The sequence below is a fragment of the Streptomyces alfalfae genome (genome assembly GCF_004127445.1).
Lineage (GTDB): Bacteria > Actinomycetota > Actinomycetes > Streptomycetales > Streptomycetaceae > Streptomyces > Streptomyces alfalfae.
In genome coordinates, this window is sequence record NZ_QEXM01000040.1 from 96,404 (window position 1) to 123,015 (window position 26,612).

At 71.4% G+C, this 26,612-nt stretch carries 23 protein-coding genes, 2 tRNA genes and 1 pseudogene; 14 read left to right on the top strand and 12 right to left on the bottom strand.

Annotation, left to right across the window (positions count from 1 at the left end):
- Positions 1 to 55: 55 nt before the first annotated feature.
- Together DCW30_RS18825 and DCW30_RS18830 are read right to left on the bottom strand one after the other, a co-directional pair.
- Positions 56 to 1,495 (bottom strand): ABC1 kinase family protein, encoded by a 1,440-nt coding sequence (locus tag DCW30_RS18825; RefSeq protein ID WP_076684661.1) that lies wholly within the window; start codon positions 1,493 to 1,495, stop codon positions 56 to 58.
- Between the two features lie 41 nt (positions 1,496 to 1,536).
- Positions 1,537 to 2,715 carry a TOMM precursor leader peptide-binding protein gene (locus tag DCW30_RS18830; protein WP_076684659.1) on the bottom strand — a complete coding sequence of 393 codons (1,179 nt, stop codon included), beginning with the start codon at positions 2,713 to 2,715 and terminating at the stop codon, positions 1,537 to 1,539.
- A 237-nt stretch (positions 2,716 to 2,952) separates the two neighbouring features.
- On the opposite strand from DCW30_RS18830, the gene DCW30_RS18835 reads away from it, so the two are divergent.
- From DCW30_RS18835 to DCW30_RS18850, 4 genes are all read left to right on the top strand, one after another.
- The gene (locus DCW30_RS18835) at positions 2,953 to 3,576 is read left to right on the top strand and encodes a M48 metallopeptidase family protein (RefSeq protein ID WP_076684657.1); all 624 of its coding nucleotides are present in this window, start codon (positions 2,953 to 2,955) and stop codon (positions 3,574 to 3,576) included.
- A 138-nt stretch (positions 3,577 to 3,714) separates the two neighbouring features.
- On the top strand, positions 3,715 to 5,457 hold the full coding sequence (locus DCW30_RS18840; protein WP_076684655.1) for a TerD family protein: 1,743 nt from the start codon (positions 3,715 to 3,717) through the stop codon (positions 5,455 to 5,457).
- A gap of 11 nt (positions 5,458 to 5,468) precedes the next feature.
- The gene (locus tag DCW30_RS18845; RefSeq protein ID WP_076684653.1) at positions 5,469 to 6,149 is read left to right on the top strand and encodes an AIM24 family protein; all 681 of its coding nucleotides are present in this window, start codon (positions 5,469 to 5,471) and stop codon (positions 6,147 to 6,149) included.
- 16 nt (positions 6,150 to 6,165) lie between these two features.
- Positions 6,166 to 6,921, top strand: coding sequence for an AIM24 family protein (locus DCW30_RS18850; RefSeq protein WP_062782354.1), 756 nt, complete (start codon positions 6,166 to 6,168; stop codon positions 6,919 to 6,921).
- Positions 6,922 to 7,015: 94 nt separating this feature from the next.
- On the opposite strand, the gene DCW30_RS18855 is transcribed toward DCW30_RS18850, so the two are convergent.
- Positions 7,016 to 7,540: an NUDIX hydrolase gene (locus DCW30_RS18855; protein WP_076684651.1), complete on the bottom strand. Its 525-nt coding sequence runs from the start codon at positions 7,538 to 7,540 to the stop codon at positions 7,016 to 7,018.
- Entirely contained in the window at positions 7,537 to 9,027 is a 1,491-nt protein-coding gene (locus tag DCW30_RS18860) for a zinc-dependent metalloprotease (protein WP_076684649.1), read from the bottom strand. The genes DCW30_RS18855 and DCW30_RS18860 overlap by 4 nt, the downstream gene beginning before the upstream one ends.
- Positions 9,028 to 9,217: 190 nt before the next feature.
- Here DCW30_RS18860 and DCW30_RS18865 point away from each other — a divergent pair, with 190 nt between their 5' ends.
- From DCW30_RS18865 to DCW30_RS18875, 4 genes are all read left to right on the top strand, one after another.
- The gene (locus DCW30_RS18865; RefSeq protein ID WP_076684647.1) at positions 9,218 to 10,333 is read left to right on the top strand and encodes an SDR family oxidoreductase; all 1,116 of its coding nucleotides are present in this window, start codon (positions 9,218 to 9,220) and stop codon (positions 10,331 to 10,333) included.
- A gap of 173 nt (positions 10,334 to 10,506) precedes the next feature.
- Entirely contained in the window at positions 10,507 to 10,971 is a 465-nt protein-coding gene (locus DCW30_RS18870) for a molybdenum cofactor biosynthesis protein MoaE (RefSeq protein ID WP_062782342.1), read from the top strand.
- A 159-nt stretch (positions 10,972 to 11,130) separates the two neighbouring features.
- Entirely contained in the window at positions 11,131 to 11,301 is a 171-nt protein-coding gene (locus tag DCW30_RS36735) for a hypothetical protein (protein ID WP_162933565.1), read from the top strand.
- Positions 11,302 to 11,348: 47 nt separating this feature from the next.
- Positions 11,349 to 12,437, top strand: a complete 1,089-nt coding sequence (locus tag DCW30_RS18875; protein WP_062782339.1) for a YlbL family protein — start codon at positions 11,349 to 11,351, stop codon at positions 12,435 to 12,437.
- Between the two features lie 36 nt (positions 12,438 to 12,473).
- On the opposite strand, the gene DCW30_RS18880 is transcribed toward DCW30_RS18875, so the two are convergent.
- The gene (locus tag DCW30_RS18880; RefSeq protein ID WP_076684644.1) at positions 12,474 to 13,013 is read right to left on the bottom strand and encodes a PPA1309 family protein; all 540 of its coding nucleotides are present in this window, start codon (positions 13,011 to 13,013) and stop codon (positions 12,474 to 12,476) included.
- A gap of 137 nt (positions 13,014 to 13,150) precedes the next feature.
- Between DCW30_RS18880 and DCW30_RS18885 the strand changes: the two genes are divergently transcribed.
- The 4 genes from DCW30_RS18885 to DCW30_RS18900 all read left to right on the top strand — a co-directional run bounded on the left by DCW30_RS18885 (position 13,151) and on the right by DCW30_RS18900 (position 18,615).
- Positions 13,151 to 16,123 (top strand): UPF0182 family membrane protein, encoded by a 2,973-nt coding sequence (locus DCW30_RS18885; RefSeq protein WP_076684641.1) that lies wholly within the window; start codon positions 13,151 to 13,153, stop codon positions 16,121 to 16,123.
- A 47-nt stretch (positions 16,124 to 16,170) separates the two neighbouring features.
- A tRNA-Met gene (locus DCW30_RS18890) sits at positions 16,171 to 16,244 on the top strand.
- A gap of 291 nt (positions 16,245 to 16,535) precedes the next feature.
- Positions 16,536 to 18,413 carry an SEL1-like repeat protein gene (locus tag DCW30_RS18895; RefSeq protein ID WP_076684639.1) on the top strand — a complete coding sequence of 626 codons (1,878 nt, stop codon included), beginning with the start codon at positions 16,536 to 16,538 and terminating at the stop codon, positions 18,411 to 18,413.
- Between the two features lie 128 nt (positions 18,414 to 18,541).
- Positions 18,542 to 18,615: transfer RNA gene (locus DCW30_RS18900), tRNA-Met, on the top strand.
- A 173-nt stretch (positions 18,616 to 18,788) separates the two neighbouring features.
- Here DCW30_RS18900 and DCW30_RS18905 read toward each other — a convergent pair.
- Both DCW30_RS18905 and DCW30_RS18915 read right to left on the bottom strand, forming a co-directional pair.
- Positions 18,789 to 19,196: pseudogene (locus DCW30_RS18905) on the bottom strand (ABC transporter substrate-binding protein); the annotation flags it as partial.
- Positions 19,197 to 19,515: 319 nt separating this feature from the next.
- Positions 19,516 to 19,932, bottom strand: coding sequence for a Fur family transcriptional regulator (locus tag DCW30_RS18915; protein ID WP_076684637.1), 417 nt, complete (start codon positions 19,930 to 19,932; stop codon positions 19,516 to 19,518).
- 143 nt (positions 19,933 to 20,075) lie between these two features.
- On the opposite strand from DCW30_RS18915, the gene DCW30_RS18920 reads away from it, so the two are divergent.
- Positions 20,076 to 21,527, top strand: coding sequence for a catalase (locus tag DCW30_RS18920; RefSeq protein ID WP_198503577.1), 1,452 nt, complete (start codon positions 20,076 to 20,078; stop codon positions 21,525 to 21,527).
- 69 nt (positions 21,528 to 21,596) lie between these two features.
- On the opposite strand, the gene DCW30_RS18925 is transcribed toward DCW30_RS18920, so the two are convergent.
- Positions 21,597 to 21,998 (bottom strand): CBS domain-containing protein, encoded by a 402-nt coding sequence (locus DCW30_RS18925; protein ID WP_062782318.1) that lies wholly within the window; start codon positions 21,996 to 21,998, stop codon positions 21,597 to 21,599.
- Positions 21,999 to 22,234: 236 nt separating this feature from the next.
- Positions 22,235 to 23,035, bottom strand: a complete 801-nt coding sequence (gene hisN / locus DCW30_RS18930) for a histidinol-phosphatase (protein WP_062782314.1) — start codon at positions 23,033 to 23,035, stop codon at positions 22,235 to 22,237.
- A gap of 142 nt (positions 23,036 to 23,177) precedes the next feature.
- Here hisN and DCW30_RS18935 point away from each other — a divergent pair, with 142 nt between their 5' ends.
- Positions 23,178 to 23,783, top strand: coding sequence for a TetR/AcrR family transcriptional regulator (locus DCW30_RS18935; protein ID WP_076684635.1), 606 nt, complete (start codon positions 23,178 to 23,180; stop codon positions 23,781 to 23,783).
- Positions 23,784 to 23,793: 10 nt separating this feature from the next.
- Here the strand turns inward: DCW30_RS18935 and DCW30_RS18940 are convergent, their stop codons facing one another.
- From DCW30_RS18940 to aroA, 3 genes are all read right to left on the bottom strand, one after another.
- Positions 23,794 to 24,117: a DMT family transporter gene (locus tag DCW30_RS18940; RefSeq protein WP_076684633.1), complete on the bottom strand. Its 324-nt coding sequence runs from the start codon at positions 24,115 to 24,117 to the stop codon at positions 23,794 to 23,796.
- Between the two features lie 105 nt (positions 24,118 to 24,222).
- Complete coding sequence (rsgA, locus tag DCW30_RS18945; RefSeq protein ID WP_062782305.1) at positions 24,223 to 25,233, bottom strand: ribosome small subunit-dependent GTPase A; 1,011 nt, start codon at positions 25,231 to 25,233, stop codon at positions 24,223 to 24,225.
- Between the two features lie 18 nt (positions 25,234 to 25,251).
- Positions 25,252 to 26,592 carry a 3-phosphoshikimate 1-carboxyvinyltransferase gene (aroA, locus tag DCW30_RS18950; protein WP_076684631.1) on the bottom strand — a complete coding sequence of 447 codons (1,341 nt, stop codon included), beginning with the start codon at positions 26,590 to 26,592 and terminating at the stop codon, positions 25,252 to 25,254.
- Positions 26,593 to 26,612 lie beyond the last annotated feature (20 nt).

The window sequence follows — 26,612 nt, forward strand, 5'->3', positions numbered from 1 at the left end:
TCCGGCCATCCGGTCACCGCGGCCTCCGGCCATCCGGTCATCGCCGCGGAGCCGGTCACGCCTCGACCGCCGCCACGGTCTTGTCCTGGTTCTTGTCCTCGTTCTCGTTCTCGTCCTCGGCCGAGACCTCGCTGTCCGCGTCGTCCGCGTCGCCCGCGTCGGCCGGGTCCGTCTCCGCCACGAAGCCGGGCAGCCACTCCTCCAGCTCGTCCCGCATCCGGACCGTCGCCCCCAGCTGGCACAGCACCCCGATGGTGCTCAACGTCACGCGGTGTATCAGCAGATACGCCGGGGGCAGGTTCAGCTGCTTGCCCAACTGGTGGGCGGGGGAGCGGGGATCGGCCACCCGGGCCGCCTGGCTGCGCATCCAGCCCCGGGTGAACGTGAACTCGTCCACCAGCATGGGCTCGATGATCGGCAGCAGATAGTCCAGCACCGCGTCCGGTTCGAGCTCCACGGACTCCTTGACGAAGCCCTCCGCGCACAGCATCTCGTAGACCGCGTCGGCCTCGCCCTCCAGCGTCATCCGCATGGCCTCACCGATGATCACCGGCAGGCCGCCGGGGAGCCGGTCCACCGTGCCGAAGTCCAGGACGCCGAGCCGCCAGCCGTCCTCACCGTCGGGCACCAGCCGGAAGTTCCCCGGGTGCGGATCGGCGTGCAGCAGCCCCGTGCGCGCCGGGCCCGAGAAGAGGAAACGGGCCAGCAGCTGGCCCGCCCGGTCGCGCTGCTCCTGCGAGCCGTCCGCGATCACCTCCGACAGCGGCGTCCCGTCCATCCACTCGGTGACCAGAACCTGATCACCCTGATACACCACCTGGGGCACCACGACGTCCGGGTCGTCCACGAACTCCTCGGCGTGGGCCTGCTGAGCCCGTGCCTCCAGCCCGTAGTCCAGCTCCTCCGACACGCGGTCACGCAGCTCGGTGATGAGGGGCTTGATGTCCATGCCCGGAATCAGCGGGCCGAGCAGACGGGCGAAGCGGCTGATCTGGTTGAGGTCGGAGAGCAGGGCCTCGCCCGCTCCCGGGTACTGCACCTTGACCGCGACCTCGCGCCCGTCCTCCCAGACAGCCCGGTGCACCTGGCCGATGGACGCGGCGGCGGCGGGCTTGTCCTCGAACTCCAGGAACAGGTCGCGCCAGTCCTCGCCGAGCCGCTCCGCGAGCACGGCGTGCACCGTGCGCGTCGGCATCGGAGGCGCCGCCTCCTGCAACTTCGTCAGTGTCGCGCGGTAGGGCCCCGCCACCTCCTCGGGCAGCGCGGACTCGAAGACGGAGAGCGCCTGCCCGAACTTCATGGCGCCGCCCTTCAGCTCCCCGAGGACCTTGAAGAGCTGCTCCGCCGTGCGCTGCTGCAGCTCACGCCCGACGATCTCCGCCGACTTGCCGCCGATCCGCTTGCCGAGCCCCCAGGTCGCGCGTCCCGCGAAGCCGAGTGGCAGCGCGGCCAGTTTGGCGGTTCGGGTGACCGCCTTCCGGGGAAGATCAGACATTCGCCCCTCCAAGTCCCAGACAGCCACGCCCTCTCAGGCGGTTACCCGGCCATTGTTGCGTGCGGGTCCGTGTCAGTGGTCAGCCGATCCCCCTTAATGTGCGCAGCCGCCCCACAGGGACACGCGGGATGAGCCCGGACAGGGCGCGCGTGCCAAGCGAAATTGGGCACGGACGCCTCCCACCGGGCGTCCGTACACGCCGATGGCGCTCCGTCGAGAAACGCGAGGGCATGCCCCGCGACCAGGCCCGCGACCGAGGTCGACAGCGCCAGATCGCACGCGGGCACATGCCGGGCGCGCCCCGAGCGCCACTGCGCCAGCATGCGCGGCCAGGTGGGGTCGTGGTCCGAACGCCGCCGGAAGAGACATCCGGCACACGCGGTCGCTCCCGGCAGGACCAGCGGCCCGACCACACCCGTGCCCTCGATCACACCCGCGTAGAGATGAGGGGTGCCGGCGGCCAGGAGCTCCTCCGCGGCACCGGCGTCCGGAGCGTAGGCATGGAGGCCGTCCCGCGGGGCGATGATCACGAGGGAGAGCCCCGCCTCGCCCTCGGCGTCCGGGCCCGTCCCGCCCGGTCGGTCCGTGGCCGCGGAGCGCTTCGGCGGAGCGGCGCGCGGCGGCCGGTCCGGCGCCGAGCCCCGGACGAGACGCCGCGCCGCGGCGTCCCTGCGCTCCCCGATCGACTCGGCGGGCAGCCCGCCCGGTGCGACGTCCCACGGCTCCACGTGCCCGCCGTCCAGCACATCGACCCGACCCACACCCGCACCGGCGAGGATCGCGGCGACCAGCGCCCCCACCCGCCCCGCGCCCTGGACCCGCACGCGCATGGCCCGGCGCGCCGCGAGCTTCCCGATCGCCTCGCCCGGCTCCGACGAGGAGAGCGACAGCGAGGCCAGGTCGGCCCGCAGCCGGTCCATGACCCCGCTCCGCCCGCGCAGGCCGTCGGCGGCCGGGCCGCCACCCGTCGAGTCGTCGAGGAGCCCGGCCCGCGACAGCTCACCCACCAGACGGTCCACGTGTCCGTCGGGCAGACCCATCCGCCGCGCCTCCTCGTGCAGGAGCGGCAGACCCCGGGTGCCGTCCAGGAGGGTCAGGAAACTGCTCGTGGCCGTGTCCATCGGGCCGAGCACCAAGGCGTGCGCGGGCGCCACGCCGAACTGCACGGTGCTCAGGTCCCGCCAGCCGCGCCGCAGCGCCGGCTTCAGCGTCGGATGCATGGTCGTCCCCCGTCGTCCGTCCGGCACCGCCCCGTCCGCGGCGCCGATCGAATGCCAGAGTGCCCGCCCCGCCGCATCCGTGCGTCGCGTTGTCCACAGGCAGGGGGTATTCGTCGTACTAGTCAGCCGCACGCGTCAAACCCGCCGGTCGTACGAGTCCGACGGACGGGGAGCGGAACAGCGCCGAAGTGCCCCGGAGGCGGGACTTCCCCCATGCCCAGCGGGTAACGTCGGGGCGTGCCCGCAGACCCGTTCCCTCGCGTCGCTGGGGAGACCTCGGCGCGCCGCGCAGGACCTCCACAGCGCAGCACGACCAGTCCGCCACAGTCCGGTGCGAAAGCCAGCGCGGTCGAGATCAGACGCAGCGCCCGCCGGCGCAGAACGGTCTCCGCCTACCGGGAGGGCGACCGCACCGTCGTCCTCATGCCGGCCCGCATGTCGGAGGCCGAGGAGCAGCGCTGGGTCGGTGTGATGCTCGACAAGCTCGCGGCGCAGGAGAGCAAGCGGCTCCTCGGCGACGCGGAGCTCTCCGAGCGCGCCGGGCAGCTCTCCGAGCAGTACTTCGGCGGCCGGGCCAGGCCCGCCTCCGTCCGCTGGGTCACGAACCAGAACACCCGGTGGGGTTCCTGCACCCCGTCGGAGGGCAGTATCCGCCTTTCGCACCGCTTGCAGGGTATGCCCGAGTACGTCGTGGACTACGTCCTCGTCCACGAGCTCGCCCATCTTCTCGTCCCGGGTCACGGGCCCCGTTTCTGGCGCCTTCTCGAGGCCTATCCGCGCACCGAGAGAGCCCGGGGATACCTCGAAGGGGTGGTCGCGGCCGGCCGGCTGCCCCATCTCCCCGCCGCCCGCGAGGAGTGAACGACCGCGGTCCGAGGAGCGAGCGCCCGCGGTCCGGGGCGGTTGTGTAGCGGGTCTGTACCGGCTTGGTCGCCTGTCCGACTTTGCGGTTAGCCTGACGCGACGCAATCACATCGGGATGGGGGACGGTCGTTACGTATGGCCAGGGAATTCCAACGCGGCCACAAGGCCAAGATCAGTGACCTGACAGCGGGTACCGATCTGTACGTAGGCGTGCAGATCTCCGCCCCCGGACTGTCCTTCGACATCAGCTGCTTCGGCCTGGACGCGAGTGAGCGGCTCTCGGACGACCGTTACTTCATCTTCTTCAACCAGCCGAAGTCGCCGGAGGAGTCGATCCAGCTCCTCGGCGCGCAGGCCGGCGACACCGAGTCCTTCCGCGTCACGCTCGACCGCGTCCCACAGCAGATCCAGCGGCTCTCCTTCACGGCGACGATCGACGGCGCCGGACAGATGTCGCAGGTCGCGTCGGGGTACATCCGCATCGTCGCGGGCGGCGAAGAGGTCGCCCGCTACGCCTTCAGCGGCGCGGAGTTCTCCACGGAGCGCGCCGTCATGCTGGGCGACTTCTACCTCAAGGACGTCTGGCGGTTCGCCGCGATCGGCCAGGGCTTCGACGGCGGGCTCGAAGCCCTCCTGAAGAACTTCGGCGGAGAGGTCGCCGAGGAGGAGCCCGCGCCCGCGCCGCCGCAGAGCGCGGCCGCGCCCTCCTTCGCGCCGCCCGCGCAGGCCGCCGCCCCGCCGGCGTTCGGCGCCCCCGTGGCCCCGGCTCCCGCCCCGGCTCAGCCCGCCGCCCCCGCCCCGGCTCCGGCTCCCGCCCCCGCGCAGCACTTCGCGCCGCCGCAGGGCGCCACGCCGCCGCCCGCCACTCCCGCCGACCCGATGCATGCCGCGCAGACGGTCGTGGCCCCGATGAACCAGCCTCCCGGGGCTGCCGTGCCGCCTCCCCCGCAGGCGCCCTCGCCGTACGGTCAGCCCGGCGCTCAGCAGCAGCCGCCGTTCGGCCAGATGCCCGGCCAGCAGCAGGCCCCCGGCCAGACCGCGCCCCCGCCCCCGGGCTACGGCCAGCAGCCGCAGGCCCCGATGCCGCCGGGGTACGGCCAGCCGCAGGGCGTCCCCATGCCTGCCGGATACGGCCAGCCGCAGGGCGGCCAGTTCCCCGGCCAGGGCGCTCCCCAGGGCGTCCCCCAGGGCGCACCGCAGAGCGCAGCTCCGCAGGGCGCAGGTGTCGCCGCCGCGCTCCAGAAGTACCGCGAGGCGCCCACCGGCCAGCGCTGGACCCAGCAGAACGAGAAGCTGATCCGCGTCGACCTCGGGGTCAGCGAGCAGCCGATCCTCGCCCGCCAGGGCAGCATGGTGCTCTACCAGGGCAAGGTCGAGTTCAGCTACAAGGGCGCCGGCTTCGCGGGCCGCGTCGTGGGCAACGCCACCGGCCAGGAGATGCAGCTGATGCGCTGCTCGGGCCGCGGCCAGGTCTTCCTGGCCGAGGAGGGCACCCACCTGCACCCGATCGAACTGCAGGGCGACGCGATCTGCGTCTCGGCGGAGAACGTCCTCGCCTTCGACGAGACCCTCCAGCACGAGGTGCGCAGGATCGAGGGGCACGGCATTCCCGGCGGCGCGCTGTTCGTCATGCAGTTCCAGGGCACCGGCACGGTCATCGTGAAGACGCACGGGGTGCCTGTCGTGCTGCCCGTCACGCCGACGACGTTCGCCGACTGCCACGCCGTCGTCGCCTGGTCCGCCGCCGCCCAGGCGATCGTCTCCAGCCAGGTGCGGATGCGCAGCAACGCCTACGCCGGCTCCACGGGGGAGAGCGTCAACCTCCAGTTCCGTGGCGCGCCCGGCAACTTCATCGTCGTCCAGCCGTACGAGGTCTGAGGGAGCCCGTCATGAACCAGCAACTCGCGGGCTTCGCTCCCGCACCCGTCGCCACCCGTATGGAGAACCACGGCCACCACATGGTGAAGGTGGCCATGCAGACCGGAAACGACCTCTACGCGCGCGTGGGCTCGATGGTCGCCTACGAGGGCTTCGTGCAGTACGAGCCGAATCCGCCCGCCGTCCGTCAGGTCGCACGCGAGTGGATGACCGGCGAGGGCGCGCCCCTGATGAAGTGCTCCGGCGACGGCCTGCTCTATCTCGCGGACTACGGAGCGGACGTCGTCGTCATCAACCTTGCGGGTGACTCCCTCTCGGTGAACGGCACCAACCTGCTCGCCTTCGACGCCTCCCTCCAATGGGGCGTGGAGCGGGTCAAGGGCATGGCCAAGTTCGCCGGGCAGGGCCTGTGGAACATCAAGATCTCCGGCCAGGGCTGGGTCGCGCTGACCTCGCGGGGAACCCCCATCGTCGTCGACTGCGGTCGCGGCGAGGACGAGACGTACGTCGACCCGGACGCCCTGATCGCCTGGTCCCCGAACCTGAAGGTGAAGGGCAAGCGCAGCTTCAAGGCCGGCTCCCTCATCGGGCGCGGCAGCGGCGAGGCCTACCAGATGGGCTTCTCCGGGGAGGGCATCGTCGTCGTACAGCCCAGCGAGGACAGCACCGATCGTCTCCGAGCACGGGGCTGAGGGGGAGCGACACATCATGCAGAGCCCACTTTTCGCGCACGCCGAGCAGCAGACGCACGAGCGCTACAACGTCCAGAACCCGCAGCTCCTGCGGGTGGCCCTGGACGGGCACGACGACGTCCTGGCCCGCAAGGGGTCCATGGTCGCCTACCAGGGTCTGATCGAGTTCGACGCCGAGTACCAGAGCCGGGGCAACCAGCGGGCACGCGCGCACACGGGCGAGGGCCTTGACCTGATGCGGTGCCACGGCCAGGGCACCGTCTACTTCGCCAACCTCGCCCAGTACATCCATGTGGTGGACGTGGACCAGGACGGCCTGACCGTGGACAGCAGCTATGTCCTCGCGATGGACTCGTCGCTGACCCACCAGGTCATCGCCGTGGACAGCCAGTACGGCATCTCCGGCTCCGGCAAGTACCAGCTCAACATCTCCGGCCGCGGCAAGGTCGCCCTGATGACCTCGGGCCAGCCGCTGATGCTCCAGGTCACGCCCGACCGGTACGTCAACGCCGACGCGGACGCGATCGTCGCCTGGTCCAACGGTCTGCGCGTGCAGATGCAGGCCCAGACCCACTCCTCGGGCGTCTGGCGACGCCGCGGCAACACCGGCGAGGGCTGGGAGCTGAGCTTCATGGGGCAGGGCTACGCGCTCGTGCAGCCGAGCGAGATGCTGCCGCCCCAGAACGCGGTCGTCGGGCGGGGCGCCGGGGCGCAGTTCGGCGTGGGCCAGCAGGGGGCCCGGGGGCAGAACCAGGGCAACGTCTGGAGTTAGCGGCGGGAGCGAACCCGGCACTGAGGGGGCGTGGGGATCCGCGGGCCGTATACGGCTGGTCGCGCAGATCCCCGCGCCCCTTCAGGGCCGGTCCCTACAGGCGTGCCCTCGTCGCCTCCACCAGGCGGACGACCGACTCGTCCGCCACGCCCGCCACGTCCTCGTACGAGAACCAGCGCAGGTCCAGCGACTCGTCGCTGATCGTCTCGACGGCGTCCTCGGGGGCCAGCGCGGCGTACTGCACGTCCAGGTGCTGGGTGCACGGGCCCGGGATCGGGTGCCTGTCCAGGCGGACGGGGCCGCCCCCGAGGAGCGTCAGGCCGGTCACGCCGGACTCCTCCGTGGCCTCGCGCAGGGCGGCGCCGGCCAGCGTCGTGTCGCCCGGCTCGCAGTGGCCGCCCATCTGCAGCCACATCCGCAGCTTCTTGTGCAGGGTCAGCAGCACCCGGCCGCGGGAGGGGTCCACGACCAGGGCGCTCGCCGTCACATGCCCCGCCATGCAGGCCTTCCACATGCCGTCGTCGCCGTGCGCGGACAGGTGGTCCAGATAGGCCTGGCGCAGCTCGGGCTGGTTCTCGTACTCCTTGAGGACGAGGACCGCGTCGTCGTACAGGCTCACTTGCCGTCGTCCTCCGGGGACTGGTCGTCGCCCTCGTCCTTCGTGAGGTCCGGCTCGGCGTCCGGCTTCGTGAGGTCCGGCTTCGCGGCGGAGCCGCCGCCCGCCGCCTCGCCGAGCATCTTGTCCAGCTCGGAGAAGTCCATGTGCTCGCGGTGGACGAAGCCGTCCGGGTCGTCCAGGTCGGACGCCGTCGGCAGCATGTCCGGGTGCTCCCAGAGGCCGTCGCGGCCGTCGACGCCGCGCGCGTCCGTGAGCGAGGCCCACAGGCGCGAGGCGTCGCGCAGCCGGCGCGGACGCAGTTCGAGCCCGATCAGCGTGGCGAACGTCTGCTCGGCCGGGCCGCCCGTCGCCCGGCGGCGGCGCAGCGTCTCCCGGAGCGCGTCGGCCGACGTCAGACGGGGCTTGGCGGCGGCGTGCACCACGGCGTCCACCCAGCCCTCCACGAGCGCCAGAGCCGTCTCCAGACGGGCCAGGGCGGCCTTCTGGGCCGGGGTGTCCTCCGGCTGGAACATGCCCTGCTGGAGCGCTTCCTGCAGCTGCTCCGGATTCTGCGGGTCGAGCTGGCCGACGACGTCCTCCAGCTTGGCGGTGTCGACCTTGATCCCGCGGGCATAGCCCTCGACGGCGCCGAAGAGGTGCGAGCGCAGCCACGGCACGTGGGCGAAGAGCCGCTGGTGGGCGGCCTCGCGCAGCGCCAGATACAGCCGCACCTCGTCCTTGTCGACGCCCAGGTCCTTGCCGAACGTCTGGATGTTCACCGGTAGGAGCGCGGCCTTGCCCGCCGGGCCGAGCGGCAGGCCGATGTCGGTGGAGCCGACGACCTCGCCCGCGAGCACGCCCACGGCCTGGCCGATCTGCTGGCCGAACATGGCGCCGCCCATGGAGCGCATCATGCCGATCAGCGGGCCCGCCATGGCCTGCATCTCCTCGGGGAGCACATCGCCCATGGCGAGGCCCACCCGCTCGGCCACCGGGTCGACGAGCTCCTTCCACACCGGCAGGGTCGCCTCGACCCACTCGGCGCGGCTCCAGGCCACGGCCGTGCCGGACCCCGAGGGCAGCGACGTCGCGTCGTCCAGCCACAGGTCGGCGAGGCGCACGGCCTCCGCGACGGCGGAGCGCTCGGCGGGACCCACACTGGCGTCCTTGACGCCGTCGGCCGTGCCCTGGGCCACGGTCTGCCGGGCGATGTCCTTGGCCATGTCCCAGTTCACCGGGCCGCCCTCGTACGAGAGCATCTGGCCGAGCTGCTGGAAGGCGGCGCCCAGGTCGTTCGGGTTCATCGAACCGAACATCGCGGCGAACGGGTTGTCACCGCCGCCCGGGCCGCCGGCCCCGGGGAACCCCCCGAAACCGAACGGGTTCGCCGGACCACCGGCGCCCGGTCCCCCACGCCGGCCCTCTCCGGGGGATTCCTTCTTCTTGCCCTCGTCGCCGTCTTCCGGCTCCTCCGGCGGAAGGCCGAATCCGAATGGGGTGTCACTCACGGGATTCCTCGGCTCGTCAGGCCGCCGGTATCGTCCGGCGGCGGCTGCCCTACAACACCACCCAGCGTAGACACCATGACGGGTTCGGGCCTCGGTGCTTCGCCGACTGATGGCCTGCGGCAGGATGGATGCCACCTGGTACGTACGCGTCATTCGGGTACGTACTGAAGACAACCGCTGGAGACGCCCGGTGAGTTCCCCAGATCCACAGGTTCGCGCAGCGCGAAACCCGTCAGCCCCTTCCTCGCCCCTGCGCGGGCCGGTCGTCGCCGTCACCGGCGCCGCCTCCGGCGTGGGCGCCCTGCTGACCGAGCGCCTTGCCGCTTCGGAAGAGATCAAGCAGGTCATCGCCATCGACGAGCGCCGCGGCGACTGCCCGCAGGCCCAGTGGCACATCCTGGACGTCCGGGACCCCGCGATCGCCGACAAGCTGCGCGGCGCCGACGTCGTGGTGCACCTGGCCCTCGATCTGGACCTGGAGACGGACGGCGCGGCCCGAACCGCGTACAACGTACGCGGCACCCAGACCGTCCTGACCGCTGCCGCCGCCGCGGGTGTCCACCGCGTCGTCCTGTGCACCTCGGCGATGGTCTACGGAGCCCTGCCCGACAATGAACTGCCCCTCTCCGAGGACGCCGAACTGCGCGCGACCGCCGAGGCCACCGGCGTCGGCGACCTCCTGGAGGTCGAGCGGCTCGCCCGCCGGGCCCCCCGCGCCCACCCCGGCCTCAACGTCACCGTCGTCCGGCCCGCGACCCTGGTGGGCGGCACCGACACGGCCCTGACCCGGTATTTCGAGTCGCCGCGCCTCCTGGTCGTGGCCGGTTCCCGGCCCGCCTGGCAGTTCTGCCACGTCGAGGACCTGTGCAGCGCCCTGGAGTACGCCGTCCTCGAACGGGTGGACGGGGAACTCGCCGTCGGCTGCGACGGCTGGCTCGAACAGGAGGAGGTCGAGGAGCTGAGCGGGATCCGGCGCATGGAGCTGCCCTCCACGGTGGCCCTCGGCGCCGCCGCCCGGCTGCACCGCATCGGCCTCACCCCGTCGCCGGCCGGTGACCTCGCCTACACGATGTACCCCTGGGTGGTGAGCGTCAGCCGGCTGCACGACGCGGGGTGGCGTCCCCAGTGGACCAACGAGGAGGTGCTCGCGGAGCTGCTGGAGGAGGTCGCGGGGCGGCGGACCGTGGTGGGACGGCGGCTCGGCCGGAAGGATGCGACGGCGGCCGGCGCCGCGGGCGCGACGGTCGCGCTGCTCGGCGCGGCCGCGGTGGTGCGACGCGCCCGCAAGGCCCGCCGCCGCATCTGACGCTTCTCCGGCACCCGTGGCGCCCCTTCCGGGGCCCACGGCGGTGCCCCTCCGGCCCCTGCGACGACCCCGGCGCCCGCGGCGTCCCCTGTAGGGATCTCCAAGGCGCCGCGCGCGCGTGCCGGGCGAAAGGGCTATTCCGTGATGTCCGTGCCGTGCGGCACCATGGCCGCATGGCACGTACCACGAAGGACCACCCCGGCGAGCAGGCCGCCCAGGACCCGATCCGCCTTCTCGCGATCCGCGACACCCCGCTCTCCCTGGACGAGGTCTTCCGGGCCGTCGGGGACGACGCGGCGGGCGGGACGGCGCTCTTCGTGGGGACGGTGCGCAACCACGACGGGGGCGCGGACGTCGACGAGCTGGGCTATTCGACGCACCCCACCGCCGAGGCCGAGATGCGCAGGGTGGCCGAGAAGGTCGTCGCGGAGTTCCCCGTGCGGGCCCTGGCGGCCGTGCACCGCGTCGGTGACCTCGCCGTCGGCGACCTCGCGGTGGTCGTCGCCGTCTCGTGCCCGCACCGGGCCGAGGCCTTCGACGCCTGCCGCAAGCTCATCGACGACCTCAAGCACGAGGTGCCCATCTGGAAGCACCAGCGGTTCTCCGACGGCAAGGAGGAATGGGTCGGAGCCTGTTGAGACGTGCCGGTCCGGGCGGGCCGATTGGGCCGTGTGGCTCCGGTTGCGTAACTCGACCCCTGCCGTGAGCGTTGATCGTACGGATGGTTAATCTGCTGATCAGTCAGTCGCAGGTCGTACAATTCAGTCGCAGGTCGTACAAGGGGTCGGGAGATCGACATGGCGTCACTTGCCTGGTTGCTGATTCCTTTTCTGGCGGCCGTCGGAGCGGGCCTGTGGGCCACCTGGGCCGCCCGTAACCGCAAGTCCGGCAAGACCGGCGACGTCACGGAGCTCAACGGCTACGCCGCGTTCCGCGAGGCGATGGAGAAGTCCCACACCGGCACGTGAGCCCGCCCCACAGGTGCGTCGACAGGCCGGTCCCGTACTGTCGTTCCATGCCACGCCGCACCGCGACGATGCTCGCCTCCACCCTCATGCTGATCGCGCTGCTCTGCGCCGGAGTGCTCATCAAAGTGCCGTACGCCGAGATGTCCCCGGGCCCCACGGTGAACACCCTCGGCGACCATGACGGCGAGCCGGTGCTGCAGATCTCCGGGCACAAGACGTACCCGACGACCGGTCACCTCAACATGACCACGGTCCGGGTCACCGGCGCCGACTACAACATGAACCTGGCGGAGGCCGTCTACGGCTGGCTGGCCCACGACAACATCGTGGTGCCGCACGAGACCCTCTACCCGGACGGCAAGACCGAGCAGCAGTCCTCGCGGGAGAACGCCGAGGAGTTCAGCCAGTCACAGGAGAGCGCCAAGGTGGCGGCGCTCCGGCAGCTCAAGCTGCCGGTGCAGTCGCAGGTCGTCGTCTCCACCGTCTTCAAGGGCGACCCCGCGGAGGGCAAGCTGCACGCGGGCGACGTCATCAAGAAGGTCGACGGCAAGTCCGTCAAGGAGATGACGGACGTCGCGAAGCTCGTCACCCGGCGCAAGCCCGGCGACAGCGTCACGTTCACGATCGTCCCGGTCAAGGAGGCGGCCACCGCGGAGAAGGCGGGCAAGGAGCCGAAGCGGACCGAGGACATCAAGATCACCACGAAGAAGGCGGACGACAGCGACCGCGCCGTCGTGGGCATCCAGGCGGGGACCGACCACACCTTCCCGTTCACGATCGACATCAAGCTGGCCGACGTGGGCGGCCCCAGCGCCGGACTGATGTTCGCACTCGGCATCGTCGACAAGCTGACCCCGGACGACCTCACGGGCGGCGAGTTCGTGGCCGGCACCGGGACGATCGACGACAAGGGCAAGGTCGGCCCGATCGGCGGCATCGAGATGAAGACGGTCGGCGCGCGCCAGAAGGGCGCCGAGTACTTCCTGACGCCCAAGGGCAACTGCGGGGCCGCCGCGAGCGACGTCCCCGACGGGCTCACGCTCGTCGAGGTGGACACCATCGCCGACGCCGTGAAGTCCCTGAAGAAGATCCGCGAGGGCGACACGGCCGACCTGCCCCGGTGCACCGCCGGCTAGCGGCGCCCCGGAAGCAGGCCGTCCCGCCGGACGCCCTTACGCGAACGTCGCCGCCAGCGCGTCCGCGAGCCCCGGCACCAGGTCGGAGCCGGTGAGGACCTCGGTCGGCGAGTCCTTCTCGCGCAGCCGCAGCGCCGACTCGCGCGCGCCGTCACGGAGCACCGCCACGGTCATGCGGACCTCCTGGCGGTCCGGGTGCGACGCCACCCACTGGGCGAGGTCGGCGTCGCTCAGGCCCTCGGGGACGGACGTCTCGGCGGACGGCGGCAGCATCTGGCGCTCGACGGTGAGGGCGCAGCCCGCCACCGCGTCGGGCCAGGCGATGGTGCCGAGGAACTCGTCCAGCGGCTTGTTCGCGGGGATCTCCTCCTGCTCGATGGGGGTGAGACCGGCGTGCTCCACGCCGTCGTCGAGGCCGAGCTGGGAGGCGAGGCCGGGTTCTTGGGTGCGCAGTCGCGCCGTGTCGACGAGCGCGAAGAGGCGGGCGGGCCGGTCCCAGCCGAGGCCGGAGACGTACTCGTCGATCTCGAGGACGGCCCGGGTGAGGGGGCTCGCTGCCATGGGAGTGTTGGACATGGTCACAATCCTGCCTCGTTAGTCCCGAGAAACGGGAACCGAGTAAAGCGTGAGTAAGTTGCATAGGTGGGGCTCCACGATCTCGGGGGCCTGACATATCGACAGCGAACTTCGAGGTGCGCACCTTGGCTTTCCAGATGCCGGACCGCGGCGGAGGCCCGACGGGGCCACGGATCAGAGTGGGCCGACCCTCCCGTCGTGTCCGGACCCTGCTCATGACGTTGGGGGTCCTGGCCGTGCTGGCCATGGCCTTCGTCATGTTCTCCGGGTTCTGGACGGACTGGCTGTGGTACCGCTCGGTCAACTACTCATCGGTCTTCACGACGACACTGTGGACCAAGATCGGACTGTTCTTCGTCTTCGGCCTCCTCATGGCGGTCGCGGTCGGGGTGAACATCTGGCTGGCGCACCGGCTGCGCCCGCCGCTGAGTGCCATGTCGATGGAGCAGCAGAGCCTCGACCGGTACCGCATGGGCATCGCCCCCTACAAGAAGTGGCTGCTGGTCGGGGTCACCGCCCTGGTGGGCCTGATCGCGGGCGCGTCCGCCGCGGGGCAGTGGCGCACCTGGCTGCTGTGGGTCAACGGCGTGCCCTTCGGCCAGAAGGACCCGCAGTTCCACATGGACGTGGCGTTCTTCGCGTTCGACCTGCCGTGGTACCGCTTCCTGCTGGGCTTCGGCTTCGCCGCGGCGGTGCTCTCCCTGGTCGCCGCGGCCCTGACGCACTACCTCTACGGCGGGCTGCGGATCACCAGCCCCGGCGCGCGGGCGACCGCGGCGGCCACCGGGCACCTGTCGGTGCTGCTCGGCGTCTTCGTCACGCTCAAGGCCATCGCGTACTGGCTCGACCGGTACGGCCTAGCGGTGAAGTCCAGTGATTTCAAGGCGACGGGCAACTGGACCGGCCTGCGGTACGTGGACGCCAACGCCTATCTGCCGGCGAAGACGATCCTCTTCTGCATCGCGGTCATCTGCGCCGTGCTCTTCTTCGCGACGCTGTGGCGGCGCACCTGGCAGCTCCCGGTCATCGGCTTCGGCCTGATGGTGCTCTCGGCGATCCTCATCGGCGGGCTCTACCCCGCGATCGTCCAGAAGTTCCAGGTCCAGCCGAACGAGCAGGCCAAGGAAGCCCCGTACATCGAGAAGAACATCAAGGCCACCCGCGACGCCTATGGCATCAGCGGCGTGAAGCCCGAGGCGTACGAGGGCGCGGGCAAGGTCGACGAGGACCCCGAGAAGAAGCGCGACAACGCGGACTCGGCGGCCAACTACCGGCTGAACGACCCGAACATCGTCTCGCCGACGTTCCAGCAGCTGGAGCAGGAGCGCAGTTACTACCAGTTCCCGAAGACGCTCGACGTCGACCGCTACAAGGGCCAGGACACCATCGTCGGCCTGCGTGAGATCGACGTGAACAAGCTCGACAAGCGGAACTGGATCAACGACCACTTCGCCTACACCCACGGTTACGGCATGGTCGCGGCCAAGGGCACGGAGACGAAGAAGGGCTCCAAGGGAGCCCCGGCCTTCACCGAGTCCGGCCTGCCCACCACCGGTGACCTCGGTGAGTACGAGCAGCGGATCTACTACGGCGAGAAGACGTCGCAGTACTCGATCGTGGGCGGGCCCCAGAAGGAGCTCGACTACGAGGGGAACGGCGGTGGCCAGAAGACCTACAGCTACAAGGGCGACAGCGGCGTCAACCTCTCCAACCCGATCAACCGCGCCGCGTACGCGGTGTCCTTCGGGGAGCCGCAGATCCTGTACTCGGGCGCGATCGGCGAGGGCTCGCGGATTCTCTACAACCGCACGCCCAAGGAGCGCGTCGAGGCGGTGGCCCCCTGGCTGACGATCGACGGAGACGTGTATCCGACGGTGGTCGGCAAGCGCATCCAGTGGGTGGTCGACGCCTACACGACGTCGAACGGCTATCCGTACGCCTCGCGGACCACGCTCGGCGACACCACCGCCGACTCGCTGTCGCAGGCCGACAGCCAGCGCACGGTGATCGCCCAGCAGAACCGGGTCAACTACATCCGCAACTCGGTCAAGGCGACCGTCGACGCGTACACCGGCGACGTCAAGCTCTACACCTGGGACGAGAAGGACCCCGTCCTCAAGACCTGGAAGAAGGCGTTCCCGGGCACCGTCAAGGACAAGAGCGAGATCCCGCAGGCGCTGATGGACCACCTGCGCTATCCGCAGGACATGTTCAAGGTGCAGCGCGAGCTCCTGACCAAGTACCACGTCACGGACCCCGGGCAGTTCTACAACGCGAGTGACGCCTGGCAGGTCCCGAACGACCCGACGAAGAAGGACGACAGCGCGGTCCCGCCGTACTACCTGTCCCTGAAGTCGCCGGGCCAGGACCGGCAGCAGTTCTCGCTGACGACGACGTTCACACCCAGTGAGCGGCCCAACCTACGGGCCTTCATGACGGTGGACGCCGATGCCAGGAGCGAGAACTACGGCAAGATGCAGCTCCTGAGAGTCAGGGGCGACGTCGACGGCCCGGAACAGGTGCAGAACAAGCTGAACTCCATGACGGAGGTCGGCAACTTCGTCCGGGACATGAAGGGCGCAGACTCCGACGTCCTCTACGGCAATCTGCTGACCGTGCCCCTTGACGACGGCTTCCTCTATGTGGAGCCCGTCTACGTCCAGGGCCGGAAGTCGGCGTATCCCCTCCTGAAGAAGGTCGCCGTCTCGTACGGCACGGAGACCGTCTTCGCGGACAGCCTGAGCGAGGGCCTGAACCAGGTCTTCGGCGCCGACGCGTCCACCAAGCCGCCGGCCGATCAGGACGAGGGCGAGCCGACCAAGCCGCCGAAGTCGAGCGACCCGACGGTCCAGGCCGCGCTCGACGACGCCCAGACGGCGTTCGAGGACGGCGAGAAGGCCATGAAGGAAGGCGACTGGAAGAAGTACGGCGAGGCCCAGGAGCGGCTCCAGGACGCGCTGGAGCGCGCCGAGGAGGCCTCGGCCAAGGCCGCGGAGAAGGACGGCGACAAGAACGCCGACAAGAACGCGGACAAGGCCGACGAGAAGGACCCCGCCGGGAACGACGAGAAGGACGGCGACAAGGAGGGGAGCGGGACAGCGGCTGAGTAGCTGGTCAGGCAGCCCCCTCGCGCCGTGGTACGGTTTGAACACAACGGCGCGGGGTGGAGCAGCTCGGTAGCTCGCTGGGCTCATAACCCAGAGGTCGCAGGTTCAAATCCTGTCCCCGCTACTGCAAGGTGAAGGCCCGGATCCTTATGGATCCGGGCCTTCGTCGTGTGCGGCGCGGCCCCCGGAAACGGCGGAGCGCGACGCGCCCGGGCGGTCGCGGACCGCGGGTCCGCAGCGGTGGTGAACGGCGTGTGCGGGTGGCCTATGCCAAGAAATGTGAACCGTGTCCGTACGGGGGAGAGTTGAGGGATCTGTGTTTCACTTATCTCTCTGTGGGCATGTCGACAAAACGCTGAAGTGACCTCACTGGCTGCGGTATACCAGGTGTACCCAGGTTGCAGGTGGTGCGACGATGGACGTTATGGGGGACAAGGCAACTCTGTTGGAGACAGGGCGGTTTGTGCAGCCGGCCGACCGGGAGGATCCCGGGGCGGCCGCCGAGGAGTTGCGCCATCGGCTGGCCGCCGAGTCCGGCGACGTCGACGCCATGAGCGTCCTGGGAAGCCTTCTGCTGCGCCGCGGCGACCTCGACGGGGCCGAGTCGCTGCTGCGCGCGGCGACGGCCGAGGGCGACCGCGCCGCGGCCAACAACCTCGGTGTCCTGCTGCACCAGCGCGGTTACGCCGACGAGGCGGCCGGCTGGTGGCGCGTCGCCGCCGTCGCCGGTTCCGCGGCGGCCGCGCACGCGCTCGGCAGGCACCACCGCGAGCGCGGCGACGAGCCCGCCGCCGAGTACTGGCTGCGGCAGTCCGCCGAGCAGGGCCACACCCTCGGGGCGTACGCGCTCGCCGATCTCCTGGAGCACCGCGGGGACGTCGGGGCCGAGCGCTGGATGCGGGTCGCCGCCGAGCGGGGTCACCGCGAGGCCGCGTACCGCCTGGCCCGCGCGCTCGACCGGCGGGCCGCCGCCGAGCGAGGCGAGGCCGTGGAGCCGGGCGAGGACCCCGTACGAGTGATCCGCGAGACGGAGAGCGGCCAGCGCGCGGGCATCGGCAAGGGCGACGACGAGGAAGTACGGGGACCGGCCGGCGAGGCCGAGCAGTGGTACCGCCAGGCCGCCGCGCGCGGGCACCGGCGGGCCGCCCTGCACCTCGGCGCGATCCTGGAGCGGCGCGGCGACCTCAAGGAGGCCGGGCGCTGGTACCTGAACTCCGCCAAGGACGGCGAGCCCAGGGCGGCCTGCGCCCTCGGCTTCCTGCTGCGGGACGCCGGCGATCAGGAGAGCGCCGCCGTGTGGTGGCTCAAGGCCGCCCAGGACGGTGACGGCAACGCCGCGAACGCGCTGGGCGCGCTGCACGCCGAGCGCGGCGAGACCCAGACCGCCGAGCGCTGGTACCGCGCGGCCATGGACGCGGGCGACGTGAACGGCGCGTACAACCTCGGCCTGCTCTGCGCGGAGCAGGGCCGCACCGCGCAGGCCGACCAGTGGTACCGCAGGGCCGCCTACGCGGGACACCGCGAGGCGGCGAACGCGCTGGCCGTGCTGCTGCTCCAGGGCGGCGACGCGGCCGGGGCCGAGCCGTGGTTCGCCAAGGCCGCCGAGGCGGGCAGCGTCGACGCGGCGTTCAACCTCGGCATCCTGTACGCGAGCCGGAACGACGAGGCGTCCGCCCTGCGGTGGTACGAGCGCGCGGCTGCCGCCGGGCACACCGACGCCGCCCTCCAGGTCGGCACCGCGCGGCTGCGCGAGGGCGACGACCAGGAGGCCGAGCGCCATCTGCGGTGCGCGGCGGGCGGCGGCAGCGCCGAGGCGGCGTACCGGCTGGGCACGGTGCTCGACGCCCGCCGCCCGGCGGAGGCGCCGCCGGCGCTCGGTGAACCGGCCACGGAGAAGACCGAGTGTGAGGAGTGGTACGAGCGGGCCGCCGAGCAGGGCCACCGGCGGGCCCAGGTCAGGGTCGGCATGCTGGCCGCGGCGCGGGGCGACGTCGTCGAGGCCGCGCGGTGGTACCGCAAGGCCGCGGAGGCGGGCAGCCGCAACGGCGCGTTCAACCTCGGCCTGCTGCTCGCCAGGGAGGGCAGCGAGCCCGAGGCCGCGCTCTGGTGGACCAGGGCGGCCGACGCGGGTCACGGCAGGGCGGCGCTCCGCCTCGCCCTGCTCTACGCACGGCACGGGCAGCTCGCCCAGGGCCAGCGCTGGGCCACGCGCGCGGTCGAGCTCGGCCCCGCGGAGGTCGCGGAGCGCGCGGGTCGCCTGCGGGAGGCCCTGCGGCAGGAACTGTCGGCATAGACCTTCCGGGGCGGGGCTCTTCCGCCCCGCCCCGGAGGCGCTCCTCGGGTGTTCCACGGGCGCTCCGCGGGTGCCGCGGAAACGAATTTGCACTGGTCGTAGCCGTGACGTACTGTTGTGTTTACCGACGCGGGGTGGAGCAGCTCGGTAGCTCGCTGGGCTCATAACCCAGAGGTCGCAGGTTCAAATCCTGTCCCCGCTACTGAAGGCCGAAGGCCCGGAACCGACAAGGTTCCGGGCCTTCGGTGTTTTCCAGAACCCCGGCGCGACGGAACCTCAGCGCGACAGAACCCCGGCGCGAGGTGACGCGGCCCGGCACGGCCAGGGCATGGTGGTGGCGGCGGACGCCCGCTATCCGTGCCCCACCGCCTCCTCTTACAGCTCGCGGTCGACCGCCTCCGGCTCCGGGACCTTCTCGCCCTCGTGGACGCCCGCCGCGCGGTACGCGTCCTGGAGCCGGTCCAAGGTGCCCGCGCGGATCTCCCGGTCCATGCGGAGCGACGGCGTCGAGAGCAGCACCTCCTCGTCGGTGTCGAGCAGATGGGCCAGTTCCTTCGCGAAGGACTCGTCGGTCTTGTAATCGCCCGCGAAGTAGGTGTTGACCGTACGGATGTACGCGCGCAGCGGCGCGACGCGCGCCTCCGGGTCCTTCTGCAGGAGGTTCGGGCCGAAGAGGAGCCCGCCCAGGGGCTCGCCGAGCGGCTGGCCGCCGAGGAACGCGTACCTCTCGTCGCCGTCGACCTTGCGCCAGACCGGGTCGAGCAGCCAGGCGGCGCCGGTGCCGACGACGCAGGTGAACTCGCCGGGGGCGACGGTCAGGTCCACGGGGCCGAGGGCGTGCACCGCGCGGGCGGCTCGGCCGAAGGCGCGTGTGAGGGCGTGGGCTTCTATCTTCGGGTGCGGATCTCCCACGGGTGTCTCCTCGCGGAGGGCGTGCGGACAGGGGGCCGCCGACCATGTGACGCGCCGTCAGATACTGGAAGCCCGCGGAGTGCCCCGAAGCCCCCGGTGGTCACCGGACGGCATGCCGAAGCCCCCGGCGACCACTGTGGCTGCCGGGGGCTTTCGTGAACGTATGAAAAAGGGCGCGGGAAAGGCGGCGCTACGCCGACGCGCAGTTCGGGCAGACGCCCCGGTAGGTGACCTCGACGTCCTGGACCGTGAAGCCGAAGCGCTCCGAGTCGGGGAGGTCGGTCAGCGGGTCGCCCGTGGGGTGGACGTCCCTGATGGCGCCGCACTGGGCGCAGACCAGGTGGTGGTGGGGGCGGTGCGCGTTCGGGTCGTACCTCTTGGCGCGGCGGTCCGTGGAGACCTCCAGGATCTCGCCGAGGGACACCAGCTCGCCCAGGGTGTTGTAGACGGTCGCCCGGGAGATCTCGGGCAGCTTGCCGACGGCGCGGGCATGCACCTCGTCGGCCGTCAGGTGGACGTGGTCGCCGTCGAGGACCTCGGCCACGACGCGTCGCTGCGCCGTCATGCGCCAACCGCGTCCGCGCAGTCGTTCCAACAGGTCACTCATGAAAACCAGCCTAACAGGCGAGGGAACAAGTCCCGAACAGGTGTGACTTTGGATGTTTGCTTGACTTAGACATTGTCCATTGTAGGATCGGAGTCATCGCAAGCCAAGGGACAGGACCCGAAGGAATGACGCAGGAGGCGCACGTGACGCAGGGACCGCTCACCACGGAGGCCGGAGCACCGGTCGCCGACAACCAGAACAGCGAGACCGCGGGCCTCGGCGGTCCGGTGCTCGTGCAGGACCAGCTCCTGCTGGAGAAGCTGGCCCACTTCAACCGCGAGCGCATCCCGGAGCGCGTCGTGCACGCCAGGGGCGCGGGCGCCTACGGCACGTTCACGCTCACCCGTGACGTCTCGCAGTGGACGCGGGCGAAGTTCCTCTCCGAGGTCGGCAAGCAGACCGAGACGTTCCTGCGCTTCTCCACCGTGGCGGGCAACCTCGGCGCGGCCGACGCGGTGCGCGACCCCCGCGGCTGGGCGCTGAAGTTCTACACCGAAGAGGGCAACTACGACCTCGTCGGCAACAACACCCCGGTCTTCTTCATCAGGGACGCCATCAAGTTCCCCGACTTCATCCACACCCAGAAGCGCGACCCGTACACGGGCTCGCAGGAGGCGGACAACGTCTGGGACTTCTGGGGTCTCAGCCCGGAGAGCACCCACCAGGTGACCTGGCTCTTCGGTGACCGCGGCATCCCCGCGTCCTACCGCCACATGGACGGCTTCGGCTCGCACACGTTCCAGTGGAACAACGAGGCGGGCGAGGTCTTCTGGGTCAAGTACCACTTCAAGACCGACCAGGGCATCAAGAACCTCACGCAGGACGAGGCCAACAAGCTCGCCGGTGAGGACCCCGACTCCCACCAGCGCGACCTGCGCGAGGCGATCGAGCGCGGCGAGTTCCCGTCCTGGACCGTGCAGGTGCAGATCATGCCGGCGGCCGAGGCGGCCACGTACCGCTTCAACCCGTTCGACCTCACCAAGGTGTGGCCGCACGCGGACTACCCGCCGATCGAGATCGGCAAGCTGGAGCTCAACCGCAACCCGGAGAACGTCTTCGCGGAGGTCGAGCAGAGCATCTTCTCGCCCGCGCACTTCGTGCCCGGCATCGGCCCGTCCCCGGACAAGATGCTCCAGGGCCGTCTCTTCGCGTACGGCGACGCCCACCGCTACCGCGTCGGCATCAACGCCGACCACCTGCCGGTGAACCGCCCGCACGCCACCGAGGCGCGCACCAACTCCCGTGACGGCTTCCTGTACGACGGCCGCCACAAGGGCGCGAAGAACTACGAGCCGAACAGCTTCGGCGGCCCCTTCCAGACGGACCGGGCGCTGTGGCAGCCCGTCCCCGTCACCGGCGCCACCGGCAACCACGAGACGCCCCGGCACGCCGAGGACAACGACTTCGTGCAGGCGGGCAACCTCTACCGCCTGATGTCCGAGGACGAGAAGGGCCGTCTGATCGGCAACCTGTCGGGCTTCCTCGCCAAGGTCTCGCGCGAGGACATCGTGGACCGCGCGATCAACAACTTCCGTCAGGCCGACGGAGACTTCGGCAAGCGGCTGGAGGCCGCGGTCCAGGCCCTGCGCGGCTGACCTGCGCCACTTGTCGTAGGAAGACGGCGGGCCGGTTCCCCTTCGGGGGGCCGGCCCGCCGCCGTGCCGTCACCCCGTCAGCTGGGCCGCCGCGCGCCGGACGGGCGCCCAGCAGCGGATGATGTCGCGGACCGAGACGATGCCCGTGGGCTCGTTCCGGTCCAGGACGACGAGGTGCCGGAAGCCGCCGTGCGCCATGGCGTCCGCCGCTTCCTCCAGGGACCACGCCGGGGTGGCGAAGACGACCTCGGTCGTGGTGTGCGTGCCGGCCGTCTCGGTGTCGGGGCACTGGCCGAGGGCGAGCGAGTTGAGGACATCGCGCTCGGTGAGGATGCCGAGGCCGCAGGTGTCGGGGTCGAGGACGACGGCCGCGCCGACGTGGCGCGCGGACATCAGCCGGGCCGCCTGGCGCAGGGTGTGGGTGGGGCCGATGGTCAGGACCACCGTGCTCATGGCGTCGCGGACGAGCATGGGCGTGAGCCACCTCCTTGGTGGAACCACGGCCTCCCGGTGGGCGAAGGATTGCCTCCGTTACCGGCTCGGAGAACGGGTTCACAAGTTCACAAGTGGGAGAACTCCCAGAGTCGCAGCCGAGCCGGATGCCAACAAGGGGGTGCGTGCGGTCAGTTCGGGGCGCGCCCCGCCGCGCCCGCGCCCCCGGGACCCGCGGTGCCCCCGGGACCCGCGGTGCCCCCGGGGGCGGGGGCTCAGTAGCGCTGGTTCAGATGCCCGAGCAGTTCGTCGTGGAGGAGGCCGTTGGAGGCCGCCGCGTTGCCGCTGTGCGGGCCCGGCCTGCCGTCGAGGCCGGTGAACGTGCCGCCGGCCTCCGTCACCACGATCGCGGTCGCCGCCATGTCCCAGAGCGAGAGCTCGGGCTCCGCGCACATGTCCACCGCGCCCTCGGCCACCATCATGTACGGCCAGAAGTCGCCGTACGCCCGGGTGCGCCACACCGAACGGGCCAGGTCCATGAAGCCGTCGAGGCGCCCCTGCTCCTCCCAGCCGGTCAGCGAGGAGTACGCGAAGGAGGCGTCCTCGACACGGGAGACCTTCGAGACGCTCAGCCTGCTCGCCGAGGTGAGGCTGCGCCCGGTGTAGGCGCCGCCGCCCTTCGCCGCCCACCAGCGGCGGCCGAGCGCGGGCGCGGAGACGACGCCGACGACCGGCTGGTAGCCGCCCTCGCCCGCCTCCATCAGGGAGATCAGCGTGGCCCAGACGGGGACCCCCCGTACGTAGTTCTTGGTGCCGTCGATCGGGTCGATCACCCAGCGGCGCGGGCCCGTCCCCTCGACCCCGTACTCCTCCCCGAGGATCGCGTCACGGGGCCTCGTGCGCTTGAGCGAGGTACGGATCAGCTCCTCGGCCGCCTTGTCGGCCTCGCTCACCGGCGTCATGTCCGGCTTGGTCTCGACCTTGAGGTCGAGAGCCTTGAACCGGTCCATGGTCTGGGCGTCGGCGGCGTCCGCGAGGACGTGGGCGAGACGCAGATCATCGTGGTAGTCGGGCATGCATGAACAGTATCGATCTCGAAAGTGCCGAGCCACCACCCCGTGTCGGACGCCATCGGCCGCCTCGCGCCGCAACTATTGACAGTGCCTTAGAGCCCGTCAACTCTGGCACCCGGAGCCGTTGCGGCCCGGGGAGGCGACGATGCCTGCGGCACGGGAATCTCTGCTCGACGCGGCCTACACCGCGCTCGCCCGGCGGCCCTGGCCGGGTGTCCGCATGGTCGACGTCGCGTCCGTCGCCGGGGTGTCCCGGCAGACCCTGTACAACGAGTTCGGCAGCAAGGACGGCCTCGCCCGCGCCCTGCTGAGGCGCGAGACCGACGGCTATCTGCACGGCGTCGAGCGCGCGCTCGCCGAGGAGCGCGAGCCCGCCGACCGGCTCGCCGCCGTGGCCGCCTGGACGGTCGGCGCCGCCCGCGGCAACCCCCTGGTGCGGGCCGTGCTCACCGGCTGCTGGGGCGAGCGGCTGCCCGCGCCGAGCCGGGTCGCCGGCTCCTCGTCCCCCGTGCCCGCGCAGCGCCGCGCGGACGCCGGGGTGCCCAGCTCCGCCGAGCTGCTGGCACTGGTGCGCGACCGGGCGGTGGCCGCGCTCGGCGGCCGTGACCGCGCCGGGGCGCCCGGCCTCGCCCTGGCCTGTGAGAGCGCCGTCCGGCTCGCCCTGTCCTACGTCGTCGCGCCCGCCGGGAGCGACGACGACCCCGCGGAACTGGTGCGCGGGGCCATCGGGCGGTGGGTGGGAGCGGTGTAGGCCGGCCGGGTCAGTGCGCGGAGCCGGAGAGCTGGAGGCCGATCACACCGATGATCACGAGCGAGATCGAGACGATCTTCAGCGTGGAGACCAGGTCACCGAGGAAGACCATGCCGTAGATCGCGGTGCCCGCGGCGCCGATGCCGGTCCACACCGCGTACGCGGGCCCGACGTCCAGCTTCTTCAGCGCGAGCGTGAGCAGGCCGAAGCTGCCGAGCGCGAAGCTGGCGAACGCGATGGTCGGCCAGAGCCTGGTGAAGCCGTGCGACAGCTTCAGACAGACCGCGAAGCCGGTCTCCAGGACTCCCGCCACTATGACCAGCAGCCACGCCATGTCCCTGCCTCCCGCACTACGTTCGGTGACCGCTTCGCCCGGCCGGTTCCGGCTCGGTGCGATTATGCCTTTACCGGTCCCGCGAAGGCGCAAACAACGGGGAGGTCAGTCCTCGTCGCGCCGCTCCCGCGTGGCGAGCAGCCGTCGCAGGGAGTACAGCCGCGCCGGATCCGCCCGGCCGTCCGCCACCCAGGCGTCCAGGGCGCAGTCCTTCTCGTCGTGGCTGCAGCCGCGCGGGCAGTCCACCGTCCCGGGCTCCAGGTCCGGGAAGGCGAGGATCACGCGGGAGGGGTCGACGTGGTTCAGCCCGAAGGACCGCACGCCGGGAGTGTCGATCACCCAGCCGTCCGAGCCCGCGAGCGGCAGGGCCAGCGCGGAGGTCGTGGTGTGCCTGCCGCGGCCGGTCACCGCGTTGACGTGGCCGGTGGTGCGCCGCCGCTCCAGCGGCACCAGCGCGTTCACCAGCGTCGTCTTGCCCACGCCCGAGTGCCCGACGAAGGCCGTGACCTTGCCGTCGAGGAGTTCGTGGACGCGCGCGAGCTCCGCGCCGTCGGTGAACTCCTCGCGGCTCGTCACCACGTAGGGGATGTCGAGCGTCGCGTACGTCTCCAGGATCTTGTCGGCCGAGGCGAGGTCCGACTTGGTCAGCACGAGGACCGGTTCGAGACCGCCGTCGTACGCGGCCACCACGCACCGGTCGATCAGCCGCGGGCGCGGCTCGGGGTCGGCGAGGGCGGTGACGATGGCGAGCTGGTCGGCGTTGGCGACGACCACCCGCTCGTACGGGTCGTCGTCGTCGGCGGTGCGCCGCAGGACGGAGGTGCGCTCCGCGATCCGCACGATCCGGGCGAGGGTGTCCTTCTTCCCCGAGAGGTCCCCGACGACGGCGACCCTGTCGCCCACCACGGCGGCCTTGCGGCCCAGCTCACGGGCCTTCATGGCCATCACGACCCGGTCCTCGACGAGGACGGTGAGCCGCCCGCGGTCCACGGTGAGGACCATGCCCTCGGCCGCGTCCTCGTGCTTGGGCCTGATGTGGGTGCGCGGGCGGTTGCCCTTGCGGTTGGGGCGGACGCGGATGTCGTCCTCGTCGGGGTTCTTGCCGTAGCGGCGCATGGTTCTCGATCCGCCCGTTCAGTTCCCGAGCATTCCGGTCCAGAGCTCGGGGAAGTCCGGGAGCGTCTTCGCCGTCGTGCCGACGTTCTCGATCCGCACGCCGTCCACCGCGAGGCCGATCACCGCGCCCGCGGTCGCCATGCGGTGGTCGTCGTAGGTGTGGAAGACGCCGCCGTGCAGCGGGCGCGGACGGATGTGCAGGCCGTCGGCGGTCTCGGTGACGTCGCCGCCGAGTTCGTTGATCTCCTTGGTGAGCGCGGCCAGGCGGTCCGTCTCGTGCAGCCGCAGGTGGGCGACGCCGCGCAGCGTGGAGGGCGAGTCGGCGAGGGCCGCTGCCGCCGCGATGCCGGGCGTCAGCTCGCCGACCTCGCTGAGGTCCACGTCGAGGCCGTGGATGGACCCCGTGCCGGTGAACACCAGGCCCGCCTGCGTCAGTTCGCAGGAACCGCCCATCTCGGTGAAGATCTCCCGCAGCGCGTCGCCGGGCTGCGTGGTGTGCGCGGGCCAGTCGGGGATGGTGACCGTGCCGCCGGTGACCAGGGCCGCGGCGAGGAACGGCTGCGCGTTCGAGAGGTCGGGCTCGATGGTCAGGTCACGGCCCAGCAGCGCGCCGGGGGTGACCCGCCAGACGTTGGGCTCGCCGCCCGCCTCGGGGGTGTCCACCTGGGCGCCGACCGCGCGCAGCATGTCCACCGTCATCCGGATGTGCGGCATGGAGGGCAGGGCGCCCCCCACATGACGCACCTCCACGCCCTGGTTGAAGCGCGGGGCCGAGAGCAGCAGGGCGCTGACGAACTGCGAGGAGGACGAGGCGTCGATCTCGACGGAGCCGCCGTCCAGCGCCCCGGCGCCGTGCACCGTCAGGGGCAGCGCGCCGCGGTTGTCGTCGTCGATGCGGGCGCCGAGCACCCGCAGGCCGTCGATCACACCGGTCAGCGGCCGCTCGTACGAACGGGGGTCGCCGTCGAAGCGGATCGGGCCGTCGGCGAGGGCGGCGACCGGGGGGAGGAAGCGCATGACCGTGCCGGCGTTGCCGACGTCGACCGTGGCGGGGCCGTGCAGCCCCGAGGGGATCACGCGCCAGGCCTCGCCGGAGCCCTCGGGGGCGCCGGCCACGGTGGAGCTGGAGGAGACGGTCTCCTCGATGCCGACGCCCATGGCGCGCAGTGCGTCGGCCATCAGGAGGGTGTCGCGGGAGCGCAGCGGGCGGCGCAGCCAACCGGGCTCGGCGGCGAGCGCGGCCAGGACGAGCGCCCGGTTGGTGACCGATTTCGAACCGGGTACGTGGACCGTCGCGGTGACGGCTCCGCTTGCGTGCGGGGCGGGCCAGAGGGCGGTGTTCGCCGGGGTTTCGGTCATGCCCTCACTTTAAGGGCTGT

Excerpts from the sequence above, each read along its gene's own strand:
- DCW30_RS18825 (WP_076684661.1), bottom strand. The coding sequence starts at position 1,495 with ATGTCTGATCTTCCCCGGAAGGCGGTCACCCGAACCGCCAAACTGGCC.
- DCW30_RS18830 (WP_076684659.1), bottom strand. The coding sequence starts at position 2,715 with ATGCATCCGACGCTGAAGCCGGCGCTGCGGCGCGGCTGGCGGGACCTG.
- DCW30_RS18840 (WP_076684655.1), top strand. The coding sequence starts at position 3,715 with ATGGCCAGGGAATTCCAACGCGGCCACAAGGCCAAGATCAGTGACCTG.
- DCW30_RS18845 (WP_076684653.1), top strand. The coding sequence starts at position 5,469 with ATGAACCAGCAACTCGCGGGCTTCGCTCCCGCACCCGTCGCCACCCGT.
- DCW30_RS18850 (WP_062782354.1), top strand. The coding sequence starts at position 6,166 with ATGCAGAGCCCACTTTTCGCGCACGCCGAGCAGCAGACGCACGAGCGC.
- DCW30_RS18870 (WP_062782342.1), top strand. The coding sequence starts at position 10,507 with ATGGCACGTACCACGAAGGACCACCCCGGCGAGCAGGCCGCCCAGGAC.
- DCW30_RS36735 (WP_162933565.1), top strand. The coding sequence starts at position 11,131 with ATGGCGTCACTTGCCTGGTTGCTGATTCCTTTTCTGGCGGCCGTCGGA.
- DCW30_RS18875 (WP_062782339.1), top strand. The coding sequence starts at position 11,349 with ATGCCACGCCGCACCGCGACGATGCTCGCCTCCACCCTCATGCTGATC.
- DCW30_RS18880 (WP_076684644.1), bottom strand. The coding sequence starts at position 13,013 with ATGTCCAACACTCCCATGGCAGCGAGCCCCCTCACCCGGGCCGTCCTC.
- DCW30_RS18885 (WP_076684641.1), top strand. The coding sequence starts at position 13,151 with ATGCCGGACCGCGGCGGAGGCCCGACGGGGCCACGGATCAGAGTGGGC.
- DCW30_RS18895 (WP_076684639.1), top strand. The coding sequence starts at position 16,536 with ATGGACGTTATGGGGGACAAGGCAACTCTGTTGGAGACAGGGCGGTTT.
- DCW30_RS18915 (WP_076684637.1), bottom strand. The coding sequence starts at position 19,932 with ATGAGTGACCTGTTGGAACGACTGCGCGGACGCGGTTGGCGCATGACG.
- DCW30_RS18925 (WP_062782318.1), bottom strand. The coding sequence starts at position 21,998 with ATGCTCGTCCGCGACGCCATGAGCACGGTGGTCCTGACCATCGGCCCC.
- hisN (WP_062782314.1), bottom strand. The coding sequence starts at position 23,035 with ATGCCCGACTACCACGATGATCTGCGTCTCGCCCACGTCCTCGCGGAC.
- DCW30_RS18935 (WP_076684635.1), top strand. The coding sequence starts at position 23,178 with ATGCCTGCGGCACGGGAATCTCTGCTCGACGCGGCCTACACCGCGCTC.
- DCW30_RS18940 (WP_076684633.1), bottom strand. The coding sequence starts at position 24,117 with ATGGCGTGGCTGCTGGTCATAGTGGCGGGAGTCCTGGAGACCGGCTTC.
- rsgA (WP_062782305.1), bottom strand. The coding sequence starts at position 25,233 with ATGCGCCGCTACGGCAAGAACCCCGACGAGGACGACATCCGCGTCCGC.
- aroA (WP_076684631.1), bottom strand. The coding sequence starts at position 26,592 with ATGACCGAAACCCCGGCGAACACCGCCCTCTGGCCCGCCCCGCACGCA.